Consider the following 23,793-nt stretch of genomic DNA (forward strand, 5'->3'; position numbering starts at 1 on the left):
CCCGCGAGTCTCACGCAGGTGGCCGGGCAAGTCATCAGGCGTCGAAGTCGACCGTGACCGTGTCGGTGGTCGGGAGCGATTGGCAGGTGAGGACGAACCCTTCCGTCACTTCCGATTCTTCCAGCGCGAAGTTGCGGCGCATGCGGACCTCGCCGCAGGTGACCTTCGCCCGGCAGGTGCCGCAGACACCGCCCTTGCAGGCGAACGGCAGGTCGGGGCGGACCCGTTGGGCCGCGTCCAAAACCGGGACATCGCGGGGCAGCGCCATCGGCGTCGAACGACCGTCGAGCACCACCGTGACCTCGCTCGTCAGCCCCTCTACCGTCGGCTCCTCGTGGCGCGCCGGTTCCGGCGGCACGTCCTCGACGTAGAACAGCTCCTGGTGGATCCGTTCGTTCGCGACGCCGCTTTCGCGCAGCACGTCCTGCGCGTCGCTGACCATGCCGAATGGCCCGCACAGCCACCACTGGTCCACCGAGTCGGCCTCGACCAATGTGGACAGCATCGCCCGGATCTTCGCCGCGTCCAACCGGCCGGTAAAAAGCTCCGACTCGCGCGGTTCCCGCGAGAGCACGTGCACCAGCTCCAGCCGCGTCGGATAGCGGTCCTTCAGGTCGGCGAGCTCGTCGGCGAACATCACCGTATCGCTGCGCCGGTTGCCGTAGAGCAGCGTGACGGCCGCGTCCGTCTCGCGCAGCGCCGAGGCCGCGATGGACAGCACTGGGGTGATTCCCGATCCGGCGGCGATGCACACGTGCCGCTCGGGCGTGGTCAGGTCCGGAGTGAAGCTGCCCGTCGGCGGCAGCACTTCGATCTCGTCGCCAGGCCGCACCTCTCTCACCAGCCAGCTAGAGAGCAACCCGCCCGGCACGTGGCGCACGCCGATCCGGGGTGTCGCGCCGTGCGGGGAGCAGATCGAGTACGACCGGCGCTCCTCGCGGCCGTCGACCCGGCGGCGCAGCGTCAGCGATTGGCCCGGTCTGAAGGCGAAATCCTCGGCGAGCTCCGGTGGGACGTCGAAGCTGACGGCGACCGCGTCCTCGCACAGCCGCTCCACGTGGCTGACCCGCAGAGGGTGGAACGACGTGCGACGACGGCCGGTCCGCGCCGGTACAGGGGCCGCGGGTACGTCGACGGGGGCGGGATGGACCACGTCAGATCTCCTTGATGTGCTCGAAGGGTTCGTGGCACGAGCGGCATCGGCGCAGCGCCTTGCACGCGGTCGCGCCGAACTGCGAGACCTGCTCGGTATCCGGCGAACCGCATTGCGGGCAGCAGACCCGGGACCGCGGCGGGGTCAGCGTCAGCGGCACAGGGCCGGCAGCGCGCTGCGGAGCTGCCCCCGGAGGGGCGATGCCGTACTCGGCGAGCTTCTGCCGCCCTGCCTGGCTGATCCAGTCGGTGGTCCACGGCGGGTCCAGCACGGTGCGCACCTCGACGTCGGCGAAACCGGCCTCGCTCAGCCGATTACTGAGGTCCGCGCGCATCTCGCGCATCGCCGGGCAGCCCGAGTAGGTGGGCGTGATCGACACGACGACCTTCCCGTCCCAGGCCAGCTCGACGTCGCGCAGGACCCCGAGGTCGGCCAGTGTCAGCACCGGCAGCTCGGGATCGGCGACCGACTCGGCAACCGCCCGGGCGTGCCGGAGGTCCAGCTTCGTACTCGTCACCATGTCGCCTCCGGGTGCGCTCGGGCCAGGCTCTGCATCTCCGCGAGCAGGTAGCCCAGGTGCTCGGTGTGGACGCCGTCCCGGCCGGTCTGCTCGGCCACCCCGGCCGGCGCCGACGCCTCGGGTCGCCGCAAGGTGGCCGCCGCTATGACCTGCTCCAGGACGTCGTCGAACTCGGCGCGCGCCTGCGCCGGGTCGGTGCCGACGCCGGCCGCCACCATCTCCAGCTCGGTCGCGTTCGGCACGAACAGTTCGTCGACCAGCGGCCACACCGCATCGAGCCCCTGCTGCATCCGCGCGTGCGACACCTCGGTGCCGTCGCCGAGCCGGACCGTCCACTGTGCCGTGTACTCGCGGTGGTAGGCCAACTCCTTGACTGCCTTGGCCGCGATCGCCGCCAGCACCGGGTCGCGCGATTCGGCGAGCCGGGCGAACAGCGCGAGGCGCCACGTCGAGAACGCCAGCAGCCGGGCGATGGTGTGCGCGAAGTCGCCGTTGGGCGGCTCGACCAGCCGAACGTTGCGGAACTCCCGCTCATCTCGGAAGTACGCCAGCTCGTCCTCGCCGCGCCCGCTGCCGTCGGCCTGCCCGGCGCGGGCCAGCAGCAACCGCGCCTGGCCCAGCAAGTCGAGCGCGATGTTGGCCAGCGCCAGCTCGTCCTCCAGCTCCGGCGCGTGGGTGACCCACTCGGTCAGCCGTTGCGAGGCGATCAGCGCGTCGTCGCCGAGCATCAGGCAGTACCGGGCGAACGCAGCGCCGTCCACGCCGTCCGGCAGCGCGGTGTCCACTCCGGACAGCGGATCGTCAAAGCCGGTGCCGAATGCCCAGCGGGACTCGCCACCGGGCTCCGCGGCGGTCAGCGCCTCGTAGGCGTTGTCGAACGACATCAGGCCGACCTCACATGTGCGGAACGTTATCGGGGATGCGGTAGAACGTGGGGTGCCGGTACACCTTGTCGCCGCTGGGCGCGAAGAACGGGTCTTTCTCGTCCGGGCTCGACGCGGTGATCGCGTCCGCCCGCACCACCCAGATGCTCACGCCCTCGTTGCGGCGGGTGTAGAGGTTGCGGGCGTTGTGCAGTGCCATCTGCTCGTCCGCGGCGTGCAGCGAGCCCACGTGCACGTGGTTCAAACCCCGCTTGCCGCGGACGAAAACCTCGAACAGCGGCCACGAGGACCGCGGTGCACCGGTCTCGGCGTCCGAACTCATCGCGCGGCCTCCTCCCGTGCGGCCTGCATGGCGGCGTGGGCCGCTGCCGCGTCGCGCACCCACTGCCCTTCCTCGTGCGCGGCCCGGCGCCGGGCCAGCCGCTCCTCGTTGCAGGGCCCGTTCCCGGCGATGACCTGCTTGAGCTCGGACCAGTCCGGCTCGCCGAAGTCGTAGTGCACGCGCTCCTCGTTCCAGCGCAGCGCCGGGTCGGGCAGCGTGACTCCGAGCGCCTCGGCCTGCGGCACGGTCACGTCGACGAACTTCTGCCGGAGCTCGTCGTTGGTGTGCCGCTTGATCCGCCACGCCATGGACTGCTGGGTGTTGGGCGAGTCGCCATCCGGCGGGCCGAACATCATCAGTGACGGCCACCACCAGCGGTTCGTCGCATCCTGCACCATCTCCCGCTGCTCCGCGGTGCCACGCATCATCGTCATCAGCAGCTCGTAGCCCTGCCGCTGGTGGAACGATTCCTCCTTGCAGATCCGGACCATGGCCCGCGCGTAAGGACCGAAGGAGCTGCGGCACAGCGGCACCTGGTTGCAGATCGCCGCCCCGTCGACCAGCCACCCGATGACACCGATGTCGGCGAAGGTCAGCGCCGGGTAGTTGAAGATCGACGAGTACTTCTGCCGCCGCTCGATGAGCTTTTCGGTCAGCTCCGAGCGGTCCACCCCGAGCGTTTCGGCCGCGGAGTACAGGTAGAGCCCGTGCCCCGCCTCGTCCTGCACCTTCGCAAGCAGGATCGCCTTGCGCCGCAGGCTCGGGGCGCGGGTCAGCCAGTTGCCCTCCGGCTGCATGCCGATGATCTCGGAGTGCGCGTGCTGGGCGATCTGCCGCATGAGGGTCTTGCGGTAGCCCTCGGGCATCCAGTCCCGCGGCTCGATGCGCTGGTCGTGCGCGATCCGCTCGTCGAAGTGCTGCTGCAGCTCGGCGTCGTCGAGCCGGTCCGCCGTGGTCGTCATGGTCACCCCTGCTCCCCCGGTCCTTTGGCCACCAGAGTCAGCACGTCGTACTTCGCCACTGAGGCGCCGTCCTGGTTGGTCACGTCCACGTCCCAGCGGACCTCGCCGTGCTCGGCGCCGACCCGCGGCGTGATCTGCTTGGCGGTCAAGGTCACGGTGATCTCGTCACCGGGGTAGGTCGGCGTGAGGAACCGGAGGTTCTCCAGGCCGTAGTTGGCCAGCACCGGTCCCGGGTCGGGATCCACGAACAGGCCGGCGGCGAAGGACACCACCAGGTAGCCGTGCGCCACGCGACCGTCGAAGAACGGGTTGGCCCGCGCCGCTTCCTCCTCGGTGTGCGCGTAGAAGGTGTCGCCGGTGAACTCGGCGAAGTGCTCGACGTCCTCCAGCGTCACGGTGCGCGGCCCGGCCAACACCGTGTCACCGATGCGCAGTTCGCCGAGGTACTTGCGGAAGGGGTGCTTTTCGGTGATGTTGCGCGGAGTTCCGCTCACCCACTGCCCGGTGATCGCGGTCAGCGTCGCCGGGTCGGCCTGCACCGCGGTCCGCTGCATGTGGTGCAGCACGCCACGAACGCCACCCATCTCCTCGCCGCCACCGGCGCGCCCCGGTCCACCGTGGACCAGCGCGGGCAACGGCGACCCGTGCCCGGTGTTCTCGCCGGCGTTGTCCCGGTTGAGCACCAGCATCCGGCCGTGCCGCGATGCCGCGCCCAGCACCACCTCGCGCGCGAACTCCGCGTCGGCGGTCACCACGGAACCGGCGAGGCTGCCCTTGCCGCGGCGCGCCAGCGCCACGGCCTGCGCCGCGGTCTCATACGGCATCACCGTGCTGACCGGGCCGAAGGCCTCGACCTCGTGGGGCTGCGGTTGGTCCGGGTCGTCGCATCGGACCAGCAGCGGCGGCAGGAACGCGCCGCGCTCCGCGTCGGCGTCCAAGACCTCGACCCGCCCGGGGTCTCCGTGCACCAGCGTTCCGGCCTCCAGCAGCGCCTTCAGCGACCGCCGCACCTCCTCGCGCTGCTCCAGGCTGGCCAGTGCCCCCATCCGGACCTCCGGAGAGGCGGGGTTGCCGACGACTACCTTCGCCAACCGGTCCTTGGCGGCCGCGACCACTTCGTCGATCAAGTTCGCCGGCACCAGCGCCCGCCGGATCGCGGTGCACTTCTGCCCGGCCTTGACCGTCATCTCGGTGACCAACTGCTTGACGAAGAGGTCGAACTCGTCGGTGCCCGGGGTGGCGTCCGGGCCCAGGATCGAGCAGTTCAGCGAGTCGGCCTCGACGTTGAACCGCACCGAGTTCGCCGCCACCACCGGGTGGGCGCGCAACCGCTGACCGGTCGAGGCCGAGCCGGTGAACGACACCAGGTCCTGGTCGGTCAGGTGCTCGAACAGGTCGCCGACGCTGCCGCAGACCAGCTGCAGCGAGCCATCCGGCAGCAGCCCGGAATCGACCATCAGCTCCACCAGCCGATGCGTGAGGTACGCGGTCTGGCTGGCCGGTTTGATCAGACTGGGGACCCCGGCCAGGAAGGCTGGCGCGAACTTCTCCAGCGGTCCCCACACCGGGAAGTTGAACGCGTTGATCTGCACCGCGACGCCCCGCAGCGGCGTGCAGATGTGCTGCCCGACGAACGTGCCGCCCTTGCTCAGCGGCTCGACAGCGCCGTCGACGTAAACCGTGCTGTTGGGCAGTTCTCGGCGGCCCTTGCTGGAGTAGCCGAACAGCACCCCGATGCCGCCGTCGATGTCGAACTTGGAGTCGCCGAGCGTGGCGCCGGTGCGGGCCGACAGCGCGTACAGCTCCTCGCGGTGCTCGCGCAGGTTCGAGGCGAGGCTCTTCAGCAGCGCGGCGCGCTGGTGGAACGTCAGCTCCGCCAGGGCCGGACCACCACGGCTGCGCCCGTGCGCCAGCACCGCGGCCATGTCGATTCCCGCCGAGGAGACCCGCGCGACCTCCTCACCGGTCACCGCATCGTGCAACGACACCCCGTTGTCCGACGGCGCGTGCCAATCGCCGTTGACGTAGCTCCGCAGGGCAGCCATTCGCCCCGACCTCCTTCGGCTAGTTCTTTAACTGACCGTTCGTTCGAAAAAGTAGCACTCGGCAAGACTGTCGCGCACCACCCCGATGCAGCTAAATTCTGCTTTACCGATCAAGGGAACCTGATTCGCAGGGAGCCCTTGACAGCATCCGGCGGCACAGGATTAATTACCGACTGTTCGTTCGGTTGCGAGGTGGTGGTGCCCCCGTGCAGGAGCCCGGCGCGACGACGCGCGACGCGGCCCAGGCCATGTTCGACGACGACCGCGCCTCGCAGGCGCTGGGAATCGAGCTCGTCGAGACCGGCAACGGGTTCGCCCGGGCCCGGATGCGGATCACCGACGCGATGGTCAACGGCCACGGGATCGCCCACGGCGGCTACATCTTCCTGCTGGCCGACACGACCTTCGCTTGCGCCTGCAACAGCCACGGACCGACGACGGTCGCGGCTCGCGCGGACATCACCTTCATCCGCCCCGCCCACGGTGGCGACCTGCTCGTCGCCCACGCCGAGGAACGAACCCGGTTCGGCCGCAGCGGGATCTACGACGTGTCCGTGCACCGCGGCGACGAGCTGATCGCCGAATTCCGGGGCCACAGCCGATCGTTGAGCGGCGCACCCGACAACCAGCCCGAGGGAGCCAAGCCATGACAGCGACGACGGGCGCGGCGCGCCGGCTCGGAACCGCGCCGGATCCGGCCGACCTCGACCCCGCCGAGCGGTACTCCGCCGACGAACTCGCCGCGGTGCAGCTGGAACGCCTGCAGTGGACCCTGCACCACGCCTACAAGAACGTGCCGCTATACCGCAGCAAGTTCGATGCGGCGGGCGTCCGGCCGGAGGACTGCCGGAGCTTGGCCGACCTGGCGAAGTTCCCGCACACCACCAAGCAGGACCTGCGGGACAACTACCCGTTCGGCCTGCTCGCCGTGCCGATGGAGCAGGTCCGGCGGCTACACGCCTCCAGCGGCACCACGGGCAAGCCGACCGTCGTCGGCTACACCGAGCAGGACCTGGATGCTTGGGCCGATGTGGTGGCGCGCTCCATCCGCGCCGCAGGCGGGCGGCCGGGCCACAAGGTGCACGTCTCCTACGGGTACGGCTTGTTCACCGGCGGGCTAGGCGCGCACTACGGGGCCGAGCGGCTCGGGTGCACCGTCATCCCGGCCTCCGGTGGGATGACCGCCCGGCAGGTGCAGATCATCCAGGACTTCCGGCCCGAGATCATCATGGTCACCCCGTCCTACATGCTCACCCTCATCGACGAGTTTGAGCGGCAGGGCATCGACCCGCGCAGCACCTCGCTCGCGATCGGCATCTTCGGCGCCGAGCCATGGACCGAGCAAATGCGGCAGGAGATCGAGGCACGGCTGGACATCGACGCGGTCGACATCTACGGCCTGTCCGAGGTGATGGGCCCCGGCGTGGCCAACGAGTGCGTGGAGAGCAAGGACGGGCTGCACATCTGGGAGGACCACTTCTACCCCGAGGTGATCGACCCGTTCACCGAGGAAGTGTTGCCCGACGGCACCGAGGGCGAACTCGTGTTCACCTCGCTGACCAAGCAGGCCATGCCGGTCATCCGCTACCGCACCCGGGACCTGACCCGCCTGCAGCCCGGCACGGCCCGGCCGATGCGGCGGATGACTAAGATCACCGGCCGCAGCGACGACATGATCATCCTGCGCGGCGTCAACGTCTACCCCACCCAGATCGAGGAGCTGGTGCTGCGCACCGACGGCCTGTCACCGCACTTCCAGCTGGTGCTCACCCGCGAGGGCCGGATGGACCGGATGACGGTTCGGGTGGAGGCCCGTACCGGCTGCCCGGGCAACCGCCGGGAACCGGCCGGCGCCGAGCTGGTCCGCGCGATCAAGGACGGCGTCGGCATCAGCACCGAAGTCACCGTGGTAGATCCGGACACGCTGGAGCGATCGGTGGGCAAGCTGCGCCGCCTCGTGGACCGCCGCGAATCCGGATCCGCAGGCTGAAATACTGCGAGCCATGTCAGGGAACGCTGGGCGCGCGAATCGCCGGGGTCGGCCGGGCTACGACCTCGGTCGATTGCTGGACGTCTCCGTTCAGGTATTCAACGAGCGCGGCTACGAAGGCACCAGCATGGAGGACCTCTCCCGTCGGCTGGGCATCACCAAGTCTGCGATCTACTACCACGTGTCGAGCAAGGACGAGCTGCTGCGGCTGAGCGTCAACCGGGCGCTGGACGCGCTGTTCGCGGTCACCGAGGAAGAGGCGTCAACCACTGGCAAGACCATCGACCGGTTGGAGCACGTGGTCCGGCGCAGCATCGAGGTGCTCGTCGACGAACTGCCGTTCGTCACGCTGCTGCTGCGAGTGCGGGGCAACACCAAGGTCGAGCAGCAGGCGCTGACCCGGCGCCGCGAGTTCGATCAGGTGGTCAGCGACCTCGTCAAGCAGGCCGAAGCGGAGGGCAGCATCCGGCCGGACGTCGACCCGGTGCTGACCAGCCGGCTGCTGTTCGGCATGGTCAACTCGGTCATCGAGTGGTACAAGCCCAGCCGCGGCCTGCGCGCCGCGCAGCTCGCCGACGCCGTCACCAAGATCGCCTTCGACGGCCTGCGGACCAGCGCCGACGAGCACGCGCCCGGCGCTTCCGGATCTCGCGCGCGATAAATCTCCGGAACTCCCGTCATGAGGATCATCGGCGGGGTTCTCGACCACGTGGGCGGCCTGGAGCCCCTGCGGACGCGTGGCATGCAGGGGGATTCCGTGCGCGGGACCGGCCGTCGGTCGTGGCGTTGGATGGTCGCGGCCGGCGGTCCCCCGCGTCACTCCAGCACCTTTGAGCGCAGTGGTGCGGATGGTGCGGGTATTGAGCACAATGGACAGTTACGCCCTGGCATCGCAATCCCAAACTTGTGGGTGACAAAAGGCCCCTGCGATCACGGCTGGGGTCCGCTTACGCTGCTGCGATGTGACCGACCGCGACCCGGCGGTCGCATGGCGGATCCGCTGAAACTGGGGACAGCGGCAACCATGATTCCAAACCGGCTGCGCGCCGGTGCGTTCTGAGGTCTTCGGCAGGACCCGGGTCCGCCCTCCTCTCGCCCTGCACCCTGGACGAGCAATCTGGAGGCCAACGTGTCAAGGCTTGAGTCGCTCGCTCGCGCCTTCCTCCGCTACCTCTACGAAGACGACCGATTCCGGCCCGAGGTCGCAGGTTTCTTCGACAGCCCGGCGGCCGAGGCGGCGGCGCTGCAGCCGTCGTGGGCCGAGCTCGCCGAAGTCGTGCGGACGCTGCGGGCGCAGGAGCTGATCGCCACCAGCGGTACCGGGCAGCAGGGCGCACCCGCCCGCGCCGGCCTGACCGGATCCGGCCTGATTTGCGCCGGCCGGCACGGCGGGGACATCGGTTCGTGGACGCGGGCGCAGTCTGTCGCGGTACTCGACGAGCCCCTACCGGTGGTGCCCGTCCAACCATCGCCGGCACCCGCGCCCAGCCCCGACTTCACCGGGCTGACCCGGGTGGCCAAGGTCGTGCTTCTCACGCTGCCGACGGTGCACGCCCGCTACGGCGACACCGTCGAGATCGAATTGATCGCACGGCGGCTGCGCGAGGCCACGCGGCAGGACCGGCCGGACCCTCGCCGGGTACGATTGCTCGCCTACCGGCTCCGCAGCGAGCTGGCGACCGGCTCGGTCGCGAACACCCTCGGCGTGGTCCTGCTCGACGGGCTCGACGAGGCCCTCGCCGAGAGCGGGCTCAGCTGAAGCGTCCTAATCGGACTGTGGCAGTGACCGAGTTCACCGCGGATGCCCACCGTGCGCACGCACGCCCACTCCGTGTGCTGAGATTCCCGGCATGGACACGGGCACCTTGCCGCGGGCGGCGGCACGCCGCGAGCTGGACGCCGCGGGCGTCCAGCCGCATCTGCGCCCCGCCTACCAGCGGTGCCGGGTGCTCAACGCCGCGCACGGCCGCACCTACTTCCTCGCGACCCGGCTGCTGGCCCCGGCGCAACGGCCCGCGGTGCACGCGCTGTACGGCTTCGCGCGATGGGTGGACGACATCGTCGACGACACCGACGAGGCGCGAACGGTCCGGGACCGGCAGCAGGCACTGGACCAGCTGGACGACATGCTGCGAGCCGGTCTGCGCGCTGGTAACAGCGAACACCCGATCCTCACCGCACTCGTCGATACGGTCGCCCGGCACCGCATCGACCCGGCGCTGTTCACCGACTTCATGGCCTCTATGCGGATGGACCTGACCGTCCGCTCGTACCCGACGCGGGCCGCACTGGACGCCTACATCCACGGCTCGGCGTCGGTGATCGGCCTCCAGTTGCTCCCGGTGCTCGGCACGGTGTGCCCGGCCAGCGAGGCCGAGCCCTACGCCGCGGCGCTGGGCGGCGCTTTCCAGCTCACCAACTTCCTGCGCGATATCGGTGAGGACCTCGACCGCGGCCGGGTCTACCTGCCACTGGAGGAACTGGCGGTGTTCGGCGTCGACCGGGAGCGGCTCATCGGGTGCCGGGCGCTCGGCCGACCCGACCGCCCGGTGCGCCGGGCGCTCGCCGACCAGGTCGCCCGCACCCGCTCGAAGTACCGGGCCGCGGAACCTGGCATCGCGATGCTCGCGCCCTGGTCGCGGCCGTGCGTGCGCACCGCGTTCACGTTGTACGGCGAGATCCTCGACCGCATCGTGGAGTCCGGGTACGACGTGTTCCGGCGACGGCTCGCGGTTTCCGGCCCGCGTCGCCTGGAGGTCGCCGCAGGTGCTCTCGGCGCGGTCGTCGCAGCGCGCCTCCTCTCCCGTCGCGCGAACGTGTGACCACCGCTCGCTCCGGGTACGCGAAGCACGTCGCGACCCGACTAACTGCGGAGGCGAGGTGAGCGGGAATGCCGCAGCAGAGCTGGACCGAGAAAGAGGAACGGCAGTACAGGCACATCAAGAGCCAGGCGATGGAGCGCGGCAGCAGCGAGGACCGCGCAGAAGAAATCGCGGCGCGGACGGTCAACAAGAACCGGGCGCAGGCCGGTGAGTCCCGGCAGCGGAGCAAGACCGCCACGCAGGACATCCCCCCGCAACGCCGCGGTGGACTGCGCTCCGGCTCCGGGCCGGGCGGTCGAACCAAGCAGCAGCTCTACGCGGACGCGCAGCGCGCCGATATCAAGGGCCGCTCGAAGATGACCAAGGCGGAGCTGGAGCGGGCCCTGCAGCGGAGCTGACCGCGAATGAATGCCGAGCCGCTGAACGCGGGTTCCCACCGTTTGGGTGGGTGAACCCGGTGACGAGGGCGGTTCAACCGCCCAACCAGGGGCGGAAACTGCTAATAGTGCGCCGGTACCGGCGCTTGTGAGGGGCAACAAGATGGAGAGCGGAACGTCGGCGCGCTGGCAGGACGTCAACGCAACCGCCGAAGTGATCGCGCAGACCGGCGGCAAGTTGGAGCAGAGCGCCCGCGAGGCCGGGGCACCGCCCGAAATTACCGCGGCGCGGGAAGCGTTGCTGGCCGTCACCGCGGCGGGGGCCCGGCTTGCCCGGCAGCTCGACATAATGGCCTCCAGCTACGAGACGCCGAACGCCGCCGAGCCGTCGGCGGTGCATGTCGCGCTCGACCAAGCGGCGGCCGCCGCCGAAGACCTCGGCAACTGCGCGAAGGTCGCCGCGCAGGCCATCGATGACGCCTGACCGCGCGGCGACCCCGGCAGCTACGGCGCCTTGACCACGCCAGCACCGATGTCGGTCGATGCGAGCGGGAGCCGACGTCCGGTCTGCGAAAGCCGCGCCCACAGGCCCCACGCCCGCTCCGGGTATTGCTGCGCGTACAGCGCCGCGACACCGGCGACGTGCGGGGTAGCCATGCTGGTTCCGCTGAGCTTGCGGTAGCGCTCCGCCCCCGGCCAGCTGGAATAGACGTCGACGCCGGGGGCGACCAGGTCCACCTGGCCGATCTCGTCGACGGTGCCGCTGGAGAAGTCCGCGATCTGCAGCTGCGAGTCGATCGCGCCGACCGCCAGGATCGACGGGCAGTTCGCCGGGTGCCCGACCGGCGCGACCACCCCGGTGGAACGCTGGCTCTCGTTGCCGGCGGCGGCAATGATCAGCGTGCCCCGCTCCATAGCGCGCTGGGCGACACGCTCGAAAGCCGCGGAGAACGGCTCGCCGGGCTGCGTCGGCGCGCCGAGCGACATCGACACCACGGCGGCCCCGTTGGAGATCGCCCACTCGATGCCGGAAAGGATGCCGCTGTCGGTTCCGGACCCGTCGTCGCCGAGCACCTTGCCCGCGTAGATGCTGGCCTCCGAAGCGATGCCGTAGCCGGGGCCGGACTGTGAGTTCCGCGGACCGCAGGAGGTGCCGATCACGTGCGTGCCGTGCCCGTGGCCGTCCTGCACGTCCTGGCCCTCCACGAAGGACCCGGTGACGATGTCGCGGTCGGCGAAGTCGGGGTGCTTGAGGTCCAAGCCGGTGTCGAGCACCGCGACCCGGACGCCCTTGCCGGTGGGGTGCGTGCGGTCGGCGCGCACCGCCTGCAGGCCCCATGTGAACTCGCCGTCCTCCGCCTGCGCCTCCGCGCCGATGGCGAACACTCTGCGCTCCTGCTCGAAAGCCGCGATCGGACTGGTCTCCCGGGACGCGCGTTGGAGCGCCGCGGCCTGGTCCGGGTCCGCGCTGATCAACGCGATGCCGAGCTGATGCAGCACGATCCCGCCCGCGCCGCGGAACAGCTCCCCCGGTGCCGCGCCAGCCGCGTCGGCGGTGTTGGCGCAGCGGATGCCCGTCAGCCGCGTCAGCTCGCGGGTTCCGATGATCGTCGAATTGTCTTCCAGCAACACCAGATAACGTCCGGTGGAGCTCTCCTCGTTGGTGGTCATGGTCGCTCCCTCGGCAAATTTTCGATGTAGCGGCGCCACACCAACCCCAGGTGTATCGCGCGTTACCCACAGTTACAAGCACCCACTCGGGTAAGGACTGCACGATCTGTGCCGACAGTCTCGATGTCCTCAGTGGAATGCCTGCGACACACCGCTTTCGGGGTACTCAGGTCGGGGGCTATCGGGTACGACACGCATGCGCTGATGACAACAGCGGAAACTCAACCGCACACTGGTGGTAATCAACTCCCGACAGCTCGGAGCGACCGTGCGCACTCCCAGCCAGCGCTGCATCCTGGTCACCGGCGCGACCAGTGGGCTTGGACGGGCCGTTGCCCACCAGCTCGCCAAGACCAGGTCCCGGGTCTTGATACACGGGCGCAGCGCGGAGCTGGCCGAGGAAACGCGCGCAGAGATCGCGGCGGCCACGGGCTCTGGCTGCCTCGACGTGGTGCTCGCCGACCTCGCTGAGCTGCGCCAGGTCGCGCGGCTGGCCAACGACGTGCAACGGCGCTGCGACCGGCTGGACGTGCTGGTGAACAACGCGGGCATCGGTTCCGGGCCGCCGGGCGGCGGGCGCGAGGAGAGCCCGGACCGCATCGAACTGCGGTTCGCGGTGAACTACCTGGCTGGCTACCATTTGACGCACCTGCTGCAGCCGCTGCTGCTCGCGTCGGCACCGGCCCGGGTGGTCAACGTAGCTTCAGCCGGTCAGCACCCGATCGACTTCGACGACCCGATGATGACCAAGAACTACATCGGCGCCCGGGCGTACGCGCAGAGCAAGCTCGCGCAGATCATGTTCACCTTCGAGCTGGCCGAACAGCTGCGCGGCCACGGCGTGACGGTCAACGCGCTGCACCCTGCGACCTACATGAACACCACGATGGTCCGCGAGGCCGGCGTGAGTCCGCTGGGCACGATCGCCGAAGGCGTCGAGGCGACGATGCGCCTAATCGCGGATCCGGGGCTGGACGAGGTCACCGGGGCGTACTTCCACGGGACCCGCGCGTGCCGCGCGCTCGATCATGCCTACGACGAGCAGGACAGGACGCGGCTGCGAGAACTCTCCGGCAAGCTCGTCGAGCAGGCCCGCGGCTGAACCCGCCACAGCGAATCGTCGAACTGGAGGCTGGCGCCATGAACAGTGGAACCCAGCACAAGATCGTCGTCGGCGTGGACGGCTCGGAGTCGTCCAAGTGCGCCCTGCGGTGGGCGCTGAAGCAGGCAGCTCTTTCCGGTGCCGCAGTGCACGCGGTCACTTCCTGGGAGTTCCCCGCCTTCTACAGCTGGGAGGGTGGCCCGATGCCGCCGGACGACTTCGAGGAATCCGCGCGAAAGAGCCTCCACGACACCGTCGACGAGATCGAGCACGAGATGAGCCCGCCGGTGCCGGTGGAGCGCGAGCTCGCCCACGGGCACGCGGCGCAGACGCTGCTGGACGCCTCCGAGGGCGCCGACCTGCTGGTGGTCGGCAGCCGCGGCCACGGCAGCTTCTACGGCGCGCTGCTCGGCTCGGTGAGCCAGCGCTGCGCCCAACACGCGAAATGCCCGGTGGTGATCGTGCGGCACTAGATAAGGGTGCGGCTTGCGCCACTTGCCCGACGTCACGTCCGGCAGAGCACCCGGGCGCACCCAACCGGTTTCTGGTGCACCGCGAGCGGCTGATTCAGGAGCCGATGTGGCCCAGGCGTTCGGACAGGGTGCCGGCGCCTTCGCGGACCAGTTCGCACAGCGCCGCTTCGGTCTCGTCGTTCCAGCGCAGGATCGGCACCGAGATGCTCATCGCGGCTACTACCTCGCTGCTCTGGTCGCGCACCGGCGCCGCAACGCAGGCCACCGACTCGTTGGAATCGCAGTACTCGCGCGCCACGCCGTCCTTGGCGATGGTGTCGAGCTCTTGGCGCAGCGCCTTGCGGGTGGTGATGCTGTGCTCGGTCATCGCACCCAGGCGGCGGTTGCCGTAGAGTTCGTCGACTTCTGCGCGTGGCAGCGCCGCCAGCAGCGCCTTGCCCAGCGCGGTGCAGTGCGCGGGTAGCCGCCGGCCCACGGCCGAGACCATCCGCACCGGGTGACTGCTGTCGACCTTGGCCACGTACAGCACGTCCGCCCCGTCTCGCACCCCGACGTGCACCGTTTCCTGGCAGCGCTCGGCGATGTCCTCGGCTACGAGCTGGCCCTCGCGGACGAGGTCCAGCCGCTCGGCGTAGGCCGCGCCCAGCTGGAAGCCGCGCACTCCCAGCCGGAACCGGTTGCTGCCGCGCCCCGCCGGCATCAGGTAGCCGCGCTCGCTGAGCGTGCCGACCAGCTCGTGCACCGTGGTGCGCGGCAGGCCCAGCTGCGCGGTGATCTCCGGCGCGCTCAGCTCGTGGGCGTCCAGGAACAGCTCCAGGACGTCGAAGGCCCGTTCCACGGCAGGTACCGCTCGTGCCACGCGTTCTATCCCCTGTCACGTCTTAACCGGCCCGCTGTTTGACCGATATTTCGAACATCGTACCCGGTATCGGCCAACACCAGCTCCGGCGCTTGACCGCCCAGCCCTGCCAACCGTACGATGAACCGAACGCTGTTCGGAATACCAAACGGCGCATTGGTGCATCCGACCCGTGAATTCCTGCGGTCCCAAGGACTGCCCGCCGATTACTCCCCCGTCACTAGCACCAAGCGTTTCCCCGACGGCGCGCGGTACCGGGTGGAGCTCCCCAGCACCGAGTGCCCCAAGGTGCTCGATGCCGTGCTCGCCAAGGCGGACGCCCGGCAGGTTCTGGTGCACCGCATCTCCCAGGGCAGCAGCGGCATGCTGCTCACCGACGACGAGCTGCGCGCGATGGCGACCAAGGCGGCCGCGCGCTCGGTCGAGCTGAGCCTGTTCGCCCGGCCCGTCGCCGGGTGGGACACCAGCCCGATGGCCACCGCCTCCGCCTGCGGCCCGGTGGCAGCCCAGGCTCGCGGCACTGAACAAACCGTGGGCGCCAGCTGGGAATTACCTGGGAGTCGCCCGTGCTGGAAGACATCCGCCGAACCGCCGGCGCAGGCATCCGCAGCGTGCTGATCACCGACCTCGGCGCACTCAAGGTCGCCTCGGCGATGCGCGCGGCCGGCGACCTGCCGACCGACATGCAGTTCAAGATCAGCGTCCAATTGGGACTGGCGAACCCCGCCTCGGTGCGCATCGCCGAAGACCTGGGCGCGGACCACCTACAACGTGCCCACCGACCTGAGCATCGGGCAATTGGCCGCCATCCGCGCCGCCACCGACCTGCCGCTGGACATCTACGTGGCGGCACCCGACGAGTTGGGCGGCTTCGTCCGCCACTTCGAGATCGCCGAGATCGTGCGCGTCGCGGCCCGGTGTACGTCAAGTTCGGGCTGCGCAACGCCCCGGGCATCCATCCGAGCGGCCCCCAGCTGGCACCGACGGCGGTGGCGCTGGGCCGCGAGCGGGTGCGCCCGCGCGCAGATCGGGCTGGACACGCTGCGCCGCTACGCCCCGGACGCTGGGGCCTCGCAGCTGCCCGCAGAGGGACTGTCGCTCCTGGCAATCGGAGAATCCACTTAGGACGAATGGGCGGGCGTTGACGGCCCCTAAGTTCCACCGCTCGCACCGCCGCGCGAGAGCGATCCGGCTATAGGCCCGGAATACGCCGAAGGAGTCACCATGGCAGCGCCCGCGCACGTCCCCGATGTGTTCGATCCGCAGGTACGCCGACGAGGTGCCGCACGAGGACTTCGCCTGGCTGCGCCGGCACGCGCCGGTGAGCTGGCAGGCGGAGCACGAGATCGGCGACTGGCCGGCCGGGCCCGGGTTCTGGGCCGTCACGCGGTACGCCGACGTAGTCGCCGTGCTGAAGTCCGCCGAGGTCTACTCGTCCTGGTTGGGCGCCACGCAGCTCCGCGATCCCGACCCGGCGGACATGCCGTTCATCCGCAGCATGATGCTCAACCTCGACACGCACGAGCACGGACGGTTGCGCCGCCTCGTCAGCCGCGCGTTCACGCCGCGGCGGATCAACCATTTCCGGCACGAAGTCGCCGAGCGGGCCCGCCAGCTGGTCGACGAGGTGATCGAGCGCGGAATGTGCGATCTGCCGGTGGAGGTCACCGACCACTACCCGCTGCGCAACCTCGCCGACCTACTCGGTGTGCCGGAATCGGACGGGCGGGTGCTGCTGGAGTGGACCAACAGGGTGATCGGCTACCAGGACCCGGAGCACTCCGAGGTGACCCGCGATCCGGACGGCAAGCCAATCAACCCGCGCTCGCCGGCGATGCTGGCCGACATGTTCGCCTTCGCCCAGGACCTCGCGGCGTTCAAGCGCCGCAACCCCGCCGATGACGTGATGACCGCGCTGGCCACCGCCGAGCTGGACGGGTGCGGGCTGGCCGACGCCGAGCTGGAGATGTTCTTCTTCCTGCTCTCGGTGGCCGGCAACGACACCGTCCGCAGCGCGCTGCCGGGCGGGATGCTCGCCTTCGCGGAGAACCCTGGCCAGTTGCGGCTGCTGCTCGACGATCCTGTGCTACTGGACTCCGCCGTGGAGGAGGCGCTGCGCTTCCACCCACCGGTTCTCAGCTTCCGCCGCACCGCGACCACCGACACCGAACTGGGCGGTCAGCGCATCGCCGCCGGGGAAAGGTCGTGGTGTTCCACTGCTCGGCGCATTTCGACGAGCAGCAGTTCCCCGACCCGCACCGCTTCGACGTCCGGCGCACGCCAACGACCACGTCGCCTTCGGCAACGGCCCGCGCGTGTGCCTGGGCGCGCATTTCGCACGGCTGCAGCGGCGGGCGTTCTACCGCGAGGCACTGTGGCGATGCGCGATCTGCGGGTGCCGAGGTCGGTCGAGCACCTGCTATCAAACTTCATCAACGGGATCAAGCACCTGCCGGTGGCGTTCACGTCGGGTGGCGGATGATCGAGGGCAGGACCTCGGCGTGCGTCTTATGGTCATGCGGTGACCACCGCTGTAGCCCTGCGCTCCCAGCCGGGACGCTGGATCCTCGTCGCCACGATCCTCGGTTCCGGTGTGGCGTTCCTCGACGGTTCGGTCGTCAACGTCGCGTTGCCGGCGATCGGCCGGGACATCGGCGGTGACCTCAGCGTCCTGCAGTGGGTGCTGGACGCCTATCTGCTCACGCTCAGCGCGTTGTTGCTGCTCGGGGGCGCGCTCGGCGACCGCTACGGCCGCCGCCGGGTGTACGTGCTCGGGTTGGTGCTGTTCACCCTGGCGTCGCTGGGATGCGGCCTGGCACCCGGCGGCACGGCATTGATCGTCGCACGCCTGCTGCAAGGCGTCGGCGGGGCGTTGCTGGTGCCCGGCAGCCTCGCGCTGATCAACTCCGCCATCCGGCACGACGACCGCGGCGAGGCAGTTGGCCGCTGGGCCGGGTTGACCGGCATGGCGTCGGCGATCGGGCCGTTCGCGGGTGGCTGGCTGGTGGACGCGGCGTCCTGGCGGTGGGTGTTCTTCATCAACGTCCCCATCGCGGCAGCGGCGCTGCTCGCGCTGCGGCACGTGCCGGAGAGCCGGAACCCGGCTGCGGCCGGTCGCCTGGACGTCTTCGGCGCGATCGCTGTGACCGTCGGCCTGGCCGGCGCCGTGTACGCCCTGATCGAGATCCCAACAAAGGGGCTGGACGCGGTCTCCGCTGGAGCGGCCGTGGTGGGCGTGGTCGCGCTGGTGGCCTTCCCGCTGATCGAGATGCGCCACCCGGATCCGCTGCTGCCTCTGTCGTTGTTCCGCTCTGCGCAGTTCACCGGAGCGAACCTCACGACCTTCACCGTCTACGCGGCGCTGAGCGGTGCTTTGTTCCTGCTGTCCCTGCAGTTGCAGCAGTCGATGGGCTACCCCGCGCTGGCCGCTGGGATCGCGACGTTGCCGATCACGATCATCATGCTGCTGATGTCCGGCCGAGTGGGTGCTCTCGCGCAGCGCACCGGCCCGCGCGTGCCGATGACCATCGGCCCGCTCATCTGCGCGGTCGGCCTGGCGCTGATGACGTGGGCGGTGCCCGGCAGCACGTACCTGAGCGGCGTGTTGCCGGGGGTCCTGGTCTTCGGCGTCGGCCTGTCCATCACGGTGGCACCGCTGACCTCGGCGGTGCTCGCCTCGGTCAGCCCGGACAACGCCGGGGTCGCCTCGGGCGTGAACAACGCCATATCCCGTCTGGCCGGGCTGCTCGCGGTCGCGGTGCTCCCAGTGATCGCAGGGTTGTCGCACACCGGAGCGGGTGCCCCGCTCGGCCCCGGCTTCGGCCAGGCCATGCTGGTCTCGGCGGGCATGTGCGCGGCCGGCGGCGTACTCGCGTGGCTGACGATCGACCGCGCACGGAAGGTCGACACCTATCCGCTGCCGGGTGTCAACCACGCCTGCCAGGACCCCTGCACCTGCCAGCTCGGCAAAAACCGCGACCAGGCCACCTGACCCGACAACCGATCTATCCTCAATTGACTCAGCTGATCCGGCCCTCGCGCACCGCCGGGAGTCCTGTCATGCGGCGGAGGCCCCCGCGGTCAGGCGGTGCATCCGCAGCAGCCACAGCTCCAGCTCGGAGAGCTGGCCGTCCAGGCTCTCGCTGCCGTACATGTCCGGGCTCGCGCGCAGGGTCATCAGCTCTTCCCAGCGCCGTTCCATCTGCTCGACCAACTCCCGCAGCGTCACCTGGTGCCCCTCTCCCCGACGTGCAACACCGCCGATGACTGTACGGGGCTGCCGTGCACGCGCGGTAAGGCCGAAAGTCACGGTTTCACCCGATCTACCGGAACCGATTCGGGCCACTGCGGGCACCGCGTGTGGTGTCATCGGTGCATGAGACGAGGGCGCCGAGGCCACCCCTGCGAACCCGACACCAGCCGGATCGGCTTGTGGCGCTGCGACGAATGCGGGCAGCAGTGGGAAATCCACGGCGTGGCCGACAACCCGCGGATCCGCAGGGTCAGCCGGGTTGGCTGGTTCTTCGCCAAGCTGCTCGGCTGACCGGCGGAGGCCCTCACTGCAAGACAATTACTAATACCCGGATGGCGTCGATGTTCGCGTCGAACCGCACTGGATTCTTCTTGGTGGCAACGCAGACGAGCTTCGGATCGGCGGCGCCGTCCAAGCACTCGCCTGCAGCGGAAAAGTCCCTGCCGGGTCAGCGAGGCAGGCGCGAGGCCAGCAGCACGATCAGCCCACCAGCGACCGGAACGATCACCAGTCCCACGCGCAGGCTGACCGCATCGGCGAGCAGCCCGACGACGGGCGGCACGGCCAGCACCCCGAGCCGGTAGACCCAGCTGACGACCGCGATCCCGGCACCGGAGGACAGGCCGGGGAGTTCGTCCGCGGCGTTGAACCCGGCCGGGATGATCGTGGCGACCCCCCAGCCCGCCACCGCGAATCCGGCCAGCGTCATGGGGATGGACGGCCAGCCGAGCGCCGCACCGACGCCCACGAGCACCACGATTCCGCCGATGCGGGCCACCGCTCGGTTGCCGAAGCGGTCCACTAACCGGTCGCCTAGAAGCCTGCCGACCGTCTGCGCGGCCTGCAACGCGACGAATGCCAGGCCCGCCAACATCGGGATCGCGCCCAGCGAATCGCGCATGTATACCGCGCCCCACGACGCCGCCGTGTCCTCGACCAGCGCCGCCGCAGCGCACAACAGGCCCAGCGCCAGCAGGGCGAGCAGCAGTGTGGAGCGCGGCCTGGCTCGCAACCTCCTTTCCCGTTCGGCGTCGTCATGTCCGGGCAGTAGGAACCGTGTGCAGGTGATCGCGACGGCGGACAGCACGACGGCGGCGCCGCCGAGGTGCACGGGCAGCGGTAGGGCCGCTCCCGCTGCCAACGAGCCCGCCAGGCCGCCGATGATCGCGCCGAAGCTCCACATGCCGTGGAAGGAGTTCACGATCGATCGCCCGTAGCGCCGCTGCACCCGAAGCCCGTGTGCGTTCATCGCCACGTCCACGACTGCGTCCAGCGCGCCCGCGAAGAACAGGGCCGCAGCCAACTGCCACCACTGCGCCGCCAACCCGATCAGCACGAGATCGGCGGCCAACAACACCGAACAGCCGACCGCGACGCTCGCCGAGCGCCATCGGGCCAGGATCGGCCCGGCCAGCAGTCCAGCGACGAGCGAACCCAGGGCCAGTGCGGCGATCGCGGTGCCCAGCGCGGCGTTGGACAGGGACAGTGCGTCCTTGAGCTCCGGGTAGCGGGGCACGACGCTGGCGAAGCTCGCGCCGTTGACCAAGAACAGCGTTGCCACCGCCAGCCGCGCCACCACCGGCCGCCGATCGGTCGCGACTACGGGCATGCCCTTGCCTCCTCCGATGTCCCCGACGATCATGCCAAAGGCCAGCCGGCTCGCGCTCCGGGCTTTCGAGTCCATGTGCCAAGCTAGGGTCGGCAAAGGCAAACCTCGAACCAGAGAGTCCACAGTGGAGGTTTTGTGAGCGTGCCGGCTGCGCTGTCCACCAGGTCCGGGAAGTACCTGCTTCGCCGGGCGACCGCCGACGACCTCGGACCGGTCGTCGAGCTGCTGGCAGCCGACCAGCTCGGCGCGACCCGTGAATCCGCGGCCGAACTGGAGCCCTACCGGCGGGCGTTCGAGGCGATCGACAGGGATCCAGCGCATCTGCTGCTGGTCGCCGCGACGCCGGGTGGCGAGGTCGTGGCGACGATGCAGCTGACATACATCCCCGGGCTGGCCCGGCGGGGCGCGCTGCGGGCGCAGATCGAAGCGGTCCGCGTACATGAGCAGCACCGCAGCCAGGGCCTCGGGCGCGAGATGTTCAAGTGGGCCATCGCCGAGTCGCGCGGGCGCGGCTGCGCACTGGTCCAACTGACCACCGACAAGAAACGCTCCACCGCACACCGCTTCTACAACCGGCTCGGCTTCGAGGCCTCGCACGAGGGCTACAAACTCCGGCTCTGACCACCGGTTACGCTGGTGGGACGATGCGACGAAAGCTCAAGTCGCCGCTGCCCCAGCGGCACGGCCTGGACCCCGTCCGGTTGCGACTGCCCGCCGACGGCCACTGGGCCACCGTCCGGGACCACCTCGTCGACCGGATACCGAAGCTCGCCCCGCAACGCATCGACGCCATGCTCCGCGAGGGCCGGATCGTCGGCGTCGACGGCCCGCTCGGGCCCGACGCGCCGTTCACCCCCGGCGGGTTCATCTGGTTCCACCGCGACCTGCCCGACGAGACACCGGTGCCGTTCGGCCTGGACCTTCTGCACCGCGACGACGACCTGCTGGTCGTGGACAAGCCGCACTTCTTGGCCACCACACCTCGCGGCGGGCACGTCGTGGAGACCGCTCTGGTGCGGCTGCGGCGGGACCTCGACCTGCCGCGGCTCAGCCCGGCGCACAGGTTGGACCGGTTGACCGCCGGCCTTGTCATGTTCGTGCTAAAGCCCGAACTGCGCGGCGCCTACCAGACCCTGTTCCACGACCGCTTGGTACACAAGGAATACGAGGCCGTCGCCCCCTTCGACCGGGGTTTGGCGATGCCGCGCACGGTGCGCAGCCGGATCGTCAAGCATCGCGGCGTGCTGGCCGCCCGGGAGGAACCCGGCGAGCCGAACAGCGAAACGCGCATCCAGCTGATCGAGTGCCGCGACGGCCTCGGCCGCTACCGGCTGCTGCCGCGCACCGGCCGGACCCACCAGTTGCGCGTACACCTCAACAGCCTCGGCATCCCGATCGTTGGCGACGACCTATACCCCACCGTCCGCGACCGCGCCGCCGACGACTTCACCGCTCCCCTGCAGCTCCTCGCCAAGGCGCTGGAGTTCACCGACCCGATCAGCGGTCGGCGGCGCCGCTTCGAATCCCGCCGAATCCTGGCGAGCTGGTCCGGTGCGGACGATCATTGCGCTTCGGTCGGATAGCCCTTGTCCAGCTTCCAGAGCTCGGGCTTGTCGCGCCCGGCGATTTCGCGGCCGATCGGTGCAGCCCACCCACGCGGCACCGATTCACCTGGTCACGTGACGCACCTCCATCTTCTAAAAGATCACGCCGTTGCGACCGTGTTCATGATCGACGAGGTGGCGGGACATCGAGGGTGATCGCCGGGTGGGATCGCAGCCGCTCGCCCGAACCACTTCCCGGCGGGGTCGATGTCCTTCAACGCCTCGCCGGTGACCTCCGGCCCGACTCCATCGCCGTCGAGCACCGCCACGTCATAACTGCCCACTGTGCACTCCTCGAAGAGGCCGCGAATCTGTTGGGCCTGCAACCCGACCGGCAGGCCGTCGACGGTCCCGCACGGCAGCCTCGCCGGACGGAGAAGCCTCACCCGGTGCGCCCGGTTACGCGGGTAGTGCCTCCGCGCGCGACGACTCCTCGGCGCTGGCCCGCTCGTCGTAGTTCGGGCGGCGCAGCAGCAGCATGCAGCCGAGGGTCAGCACCACCTGGAAGATCACGTAGGCGATTACCGCGGTGATCGACTGCTCAAAGCCCCGGATGGGCCCGTGGAACGGTTTGGCCCTTGCTCATGCGCAGGATCAAGGCGACCGCGTCCTCCGAGTGGACTGCCGGAGCCAGGACCTCCTGGAGGAGCAGGCCACGAATCGCGGCGATGGTGACGGAGGCCGTGGTCAGCGCTTCCTTGGCGTCGAGCCCTTCGCGTTCCGCGAGCGAGGCCAGAATCTTCGTCAGGTCGTCGAGTGAGTCGATGAACTCACGAAAGTTCTCTGGGCTGTACGCGGCCAGACCTACGACGTGAAAGAAGCCGCGTACACGCGACAGCTGCCCCGGGCGGGTGTAGGTCTGCCAGATCGCCACGACGAGGTCGTCGAAGGTGCCTTGCTGGGCGGCCTCGAAAAGCGCCTCGTTGTCACGGGATCGCTGCGCCTTGAGCATGGCTGCCAGGACGCCCGGGAGCGACCCGAAGTGGTATCGCAGGAGGGCGTGGCTGGTCCCGGTCCGGGCGGCGATCTCACGGAGTGACACCTCCGGTGCGGGAAGGGTCTCGTCGAAGGCGTCGAGAAGCCGAGCCAGGAGGCGCTCGCGTGCGTCGCCGGTGCGTTCCGTGCTTGACAGGATCACCCCCACAGTT

28 protein-coding genes are annotated in these 23,793 nt (G+C 69.7%); 16 read left to right on the plus strand and 12 right to left on the minus strand.

Annotation, left to right across the window (positions count from 1 at the left end):
* Positions 1 to 34 precede the first annotated feature (34 nt).
* The 6 genes from paaE to paaZ are packed head-to-tail and all read right to left on the minus strand — an operon-like array spanning position 35 to position 5,886.
* Positions 35 to 1,153, minus strand: coding sequence for a 1,2-phenylacetyl-CoA epoxidase subunit PaaE (gene paaE, locus ACWDKQ_RS14530; RefSeq protein WP_450139239.1), 1,119 nt, complete (start codon positions 1,151 to 1,153; stop codon positions 35 to 37).
* A gap of 1 nt (position 1,154) precedes the next feature.
* Positions 1,155 to 1,673 (minus strand): 1,2-phenylacetyl-CoA epoxidase subunit PaaD, encoded by a 519-nt coding sequence (gene paaD / locus ACWDKQ_RS14535; RefSeq protein ID WP_450139240.1) that lies wholly within the window; start codon positions 1,671 to 1,673, stop codon positions 1,155 to 1,157.
* A complete protein-coding gene (paaC, locus tag ACWDKQ_RS14540; RefSeq protein ID WP_450139241.1) occupies positions 1,667 to 2,557 on the minus strand; it encodes a 1,2-phenylacetyl-CoA epoxidase subunit PaaC in 891 nt (296 codons plus the stop codon). Before paaC ends, paaD begins: the two co-directional genes overlap by 7 nt.
* A 10-nt stretch (positions 2,558 to 2,567) precedes the next feature.
* Positions 2,568 to 2,879, minus strand: a complete 312-nt coding sequence (paaB, locus tag ACWDKQ_RS14545) for a 1,2-phenylacetyl-CoA epoxidase subunit PaaB (protein ID WP_010692813.1) — start codon at positions 2,877 to 2,879, stop codon at positions 2,568 to 2,570.
* Complete coding sequence (paaA, locus tag ACWDKQ_RS14550) at positions 2,876 to 3,841, minus strand: 1,2-phenylacetyl-CoA epoxidase subunit PaaA (protein WP_450139275.1); 966 nt, start codon at positions 3,839 to 3,841, stop codon at positions 2,876 to 2,878. The genes paaB and paaA overlap by 4 nt, the downstream gene beginning before the upstream one ends.
* A gap of 2 nt (positions 3,842 to 3,843) precedes the next feature.
* Positions 3,844 to 5,886 carry a phenylacetic acid degradation bifunctional protein PaaZ gene (gene paaZ, locus ACWDKQ_RS14555; RefSeq protein WP_450139242.1) on the minus strand — a complete coding sequence of 681 codons (2,043 nt, stop codon included), beginning with the start codon at positions 5,884 to 5,886 and terminating at the stop codon, positions 3,844 to 3,846.
* Positions 5,887 to 6,134: 248 nt separating this feature from the next.
* On the opposite strand from paaZ, the gene paaI reads away from it, so the two are divergent.
* The 7 genes from paaI to ACWDKQ_RS14590 all read left to right on the plus strand — a co-directional run bounded on the left by paaI (position 6,135) and on the right by ACWDKQ_RS14590 (position 11,559).
* Positions 6,135 to 6,536 (plus strand): hydroxyphenylacetyl-CoA thioesterase PaaI, encoded by a 402-nt coding sequence (gene paaI, locus ACWDKQ_RS14560; RefSeq protein ID WP_450139276.1) that lies wholly within the window; start codon positions 6,135 to 6,137, stop codon positions 6,534 to 6,536.
* Complete coding sequence (gene paaK / locus ACWDKQ_RS14565) at positions 6,533 to 7,876, plus strand: phenylacetate--CoA ligase PaaK (protein WP_450139243.1); 1,344 nt, start codon at positions 6,533 to 6,535, stop codon at positions 7,874 to 7,876. The genes paaI and paaK overlap by 4 nt, the downstream gene beginning before the upstream one ends.
* 13 nt (positions 7,877 to 7,889) lie before the next feature.
* On the plus strand, positions 7,890 to 8,537 hold the full coding sequence (locus tag ACWDKQ_RS14570; RefSeq protein ID WP_450139244.1) for a TetR/AcrR family transcriptional regulator: 648 nt from the start codon (positions 7,890 to 7,892) through the stop codon (positions 8,535 to 8,537).
* A gap of 468 nt (positions 8,538 to 9,005) precedes the next feature.
* Entirely contained in the window at positions 9,006 to 9,635 is a 630-nt protein-coding gene (locus tag ACWDKQ_RS14575; RefSeq protein WP_450139245.1) for a hypothetical protein, read from the plus strand.
* Positions 9,636 to 9,726: 91 nt separating this feature from the next.
* Entirely contained in the window at positions 9,727 to 10,698 is a 972-nt protein-coding gene (locus ACWDKQ_RS14580; protein WP_450139246.1) for a phytoene/squalene synthase family protein, read from the plus strand.
* 68 nt (positions 10,699 to 10,766) lie between these two features.
* Positions 10,767 to 11,096, plus strand: coding sequence for a plasmid stabilization protein (locus ACWDKQ_RS14585; RefSeq protein WP_450139247.1), 330 nt, complete (start codon positions 10,767 to 10,769; stop codon positions 11,094 to 11,096).
* A 142-nt stretch (positions 11,097 to 11,238) separates the two neighbouring features.
* Positions 11,239 to 11,559: a hypothetical protein gene (locus ACWDKQ_RS14590; RefSeq protein ID WP_450139248.1), complete on the plus strand. Its 321-nt coding sequence runs from the start codon at positions 11,239 to 11,241 to the stop codon at positions 11,557 to 11,559.
* Positions 11,560 to 11,579: 20 nt separating this feature from the next.
* Here ACWDKQ_RS14590 and ACWDKQ_RS14595 read toward each other — a convergent pair whose 3' ends face one another.
* Positions 11,580 to 12,746 (minus strand): S8 family peptidase, encoded by a 1,167-nt coding sequence (locus ACWDKQ_RS14595; protein ID WP_450139249.1) that lies wholly within the window; start codon positions 12,744 to 12,746, stop codon positions 11,580 to 11,582.
* Between the two features lie 268 nt (positions 12,747 to 13,014).
* On the opposite strand from ACWDKQ_RS14595, the gene ACWDKQ_RS14600 reads away from it, so the two are divergent.
* Together ACWDKQ_RS14600 and ACWDKQ_RS14605 are read left to right on the plus strand one after the other, a co-directional pair.
* The gene (locus ACWDKQ_RS14600) at positions 13,015 to 13,848 is read left to right on the plus strand and encodes an SDR family NAD(P)-dependent oxidoreductase (RefSeq protein WP_450139250.1); all 834 of its coding nucleotides are present in this window, start codon (positions 13,015 to 13,017) and stop codon (positions 13,846 to 13,848) included.
* A 38-nt stretch (positions 13,849 to 13,886) separates the two neighbouring features.
* Positions 13,887 to 14,321 carry a universal stress protein gene (locus ACWDKQ_RS14605; protein ID WP_450139251.1) on the plus strand — a complete coding sequence of 145 codons (435 nt, stop codon included), beginning with the start codon at positions 13,887 to 13,889 and terminating at the stop codon, positions 14,319 to 14,321.
* A gap of 94 nt (positions 14,322 to 14,415) precedes the next feature.
* Here the strand turns inward: ACWDKQ_RS14605 and ACWDKQ_RS14610 are convergent, their stop codons facing one another.
* Complete coding sequence (locus ACWDKQ_RS14610) at positions 14,416 to 15,180, minus strand: IclR family transcriptional regulator (protein WP_450139252.1); 765 nt, start codon at positions 15,178 to 15,180, stop codon at positions 14,416 to 14,418.
* A gap of 159 nt (positions 15,181 to 15,339) precedes the next feature.
* Between ACWDKQ_RS14610 and ACWDKQ_RS14615 the strand changes: the two genes are divergently transcribed.
* From ACWDKQ_RS14615 to ACWDKQ_RS14630, 4 genes are all read left to right on the plus strand, one after another.
* Positions 15,340 to 15,798 (plus strand): hypothetical protein, encoded by a 459-nt coding sequence (locus ACWDKQ_RS14615; RefSeq protein ID WP_450139253.1) that lies wholly within the window; start codon positions 15,340 to 15,342, stop codon positions 15,796 to 15,798.
* Positions 15,799 to 15,951: 153 nt separating this feature from the next.
* Positions 15,952 to 16,305 carry a hypothetical protein gene (locus ACWDKQ_RS14620; protein ID WP_450139254.1) on the plus strand — a complete coding sequence of 118 codons (354 nt, stop codon included), beginning with the start codon at positions 15,952 to 15,954 and terminating at the stop codon, positions 16,303 to 16,305.
* Positions 16,306 to 16,429: 124 nt separating this feature from the next.
* Positions 16,430 to 17,662: a cytochrome P450 gene (locus ACWDKQ_RS14625; protein WP_450139255.1), complete on the plus strand. Its 1,233-nt coding sequence runs from the start codon at positions 16,430 to 16,432 to the stop codon at positions 17,660 to 17,662.
* 39 nt (positions 17,663 to 17,701) lie between these two features.
* Positions 17,702 to 19,171 carry an MFS transporter gene (locus tag ACWDKQ_RS14630; protein WP_450139256.1) on the plus strand — a complete coding sequence of 490 codons (1,470 nt, stop codon included), beginning with the start codon at positions 17,702 to 17,704 and terminating at the stop codon, positions 19,169 to 19,171.
* Positions 19,172 to 19,237: 66 nt separating this feature from the next.
* Here ACWDKQ_RS14630 and ACWDKQ_RS14635 read toward each other — a convergent pair whose 3' ends face one another.
* Positions 19,238 to 19,408 (minus strand): hypothetical protein, encoded by a 171-nt coding sequence (locus ACWDKQ_RS14635; RefSeq protein WP_450139257.1) that lies wholly within the window; start codon positions 19,406 to 19,408, stop codon positions 19,238 to 19,240.
* 147 nt (positions 19,409 to 19,555) lie between these two features.
* Between ACWDKQ_RS14635 and ACWDKQ_RS14640 the strand changes: the two genes are divergently transcribed.
* Positions 19,556 to 19,723 (plus strand): hypothetical protein, encoded by a 168-nt coding sequence (locus ACWDKQ_RS14640; RefSeq protein ID WP_450139258.1) that lies wholly within the window; start codon positions 19,556 to 19,558, stop codon positions 19,721 to 19,723.
* A gap of 157 nt (positions 19,724 to 19,880) precedes the next feature.
* Here ACWDKQ_RS14640 and ACWDKQ_RS14645 read toward each other — a convergent pair whose 3' ends face one another.
* Complete coding sequence (locus ACWDKQ_RS14645; protein WP_450139259.1) at positions 19,881 to 21,041, minus strand: MFS transporter; 1,161 nt, start codon at positions 21,039 to 21,041, stop codon at positions 19,881 to 19,883.
* 135 nt (positions 21,042 to 21,176) lie between these two features.
* Here ACWDKQ_RS14645 and ACWDKQ_RS14650 point away from each other — a divergent pair, with 135 nt between their 5' ends.
* Both ACWDKQ_RS14650 and ACWDKQ_RS14655 read left to right on the plus strand, forming a co-directional pair.
* On the plus strand, positions 21,177 to 21,662 hold the full coding sequence (locus tag ACWDKQ_RS14650; RefSeq protein ID WP_450139260.1) for a GNAT family N-acetyltransferase: 486 nt from the start codon (positions 21,177 to 21,179) through the stop codon (positions 21,660 to 21,662).
* 23 nt (positions 21,663 to 21,685) lie between these two features.
* Complete coding sequence (locus ACWDKQ_RS14655; protein WP_450139261.1) at positions 21,686 to 22,624, plus strand: pseudouridine synthase; 939 nt, start codon at positions 21,686 to 21,688, stop codon at positions 22,622 to 22,624.
* Between the two features lie 122 nt (positions 22,625 to 22,746).
* On the opposite strand, the gene ACWDKQ_RS14660 is transcribed toward ACWDKQ_RS14655, so the two are convergent.
* Both ACWDKQ_RS14660 and ACWDKQ_RS14665 read right to left on the minus strand, forming a co-directional pair.
* Positions 22,747 to 22,929 carry a hypothetical protein gene (locus ACWDKQ_RS14660; RefSeq protein ID WP_450139262.1) on the minus strand — a complete coding sequence of 61 codons (183 nt, stop codon included), beginning with the start codon at positions 22,927 to 22,929 and terminating at the stop codon, positions 22,747 to 22,749.
* Positions 22,930 to 23,186: 257 nt separating this feature from the next.
* Positions 23,187 to 23,789: a TetR/AcrR family transcriptional regulator gene (locus tag ACWDKQ_RS14665; protein ID WP_450139263.1), complete on the minus strand. Its 603-nt coding sequence runs from the start codon at positions 23,787 to 23,789 to the stop codon at positions 23,187 to 23,189.
* Positions 23,790 to 23,793: the final 4 nt, after the last annotated feature.

The sequence above is a fragment of the Saccharopolyspora sp. NPDC000995 genome (assembly GCF_053599315.1).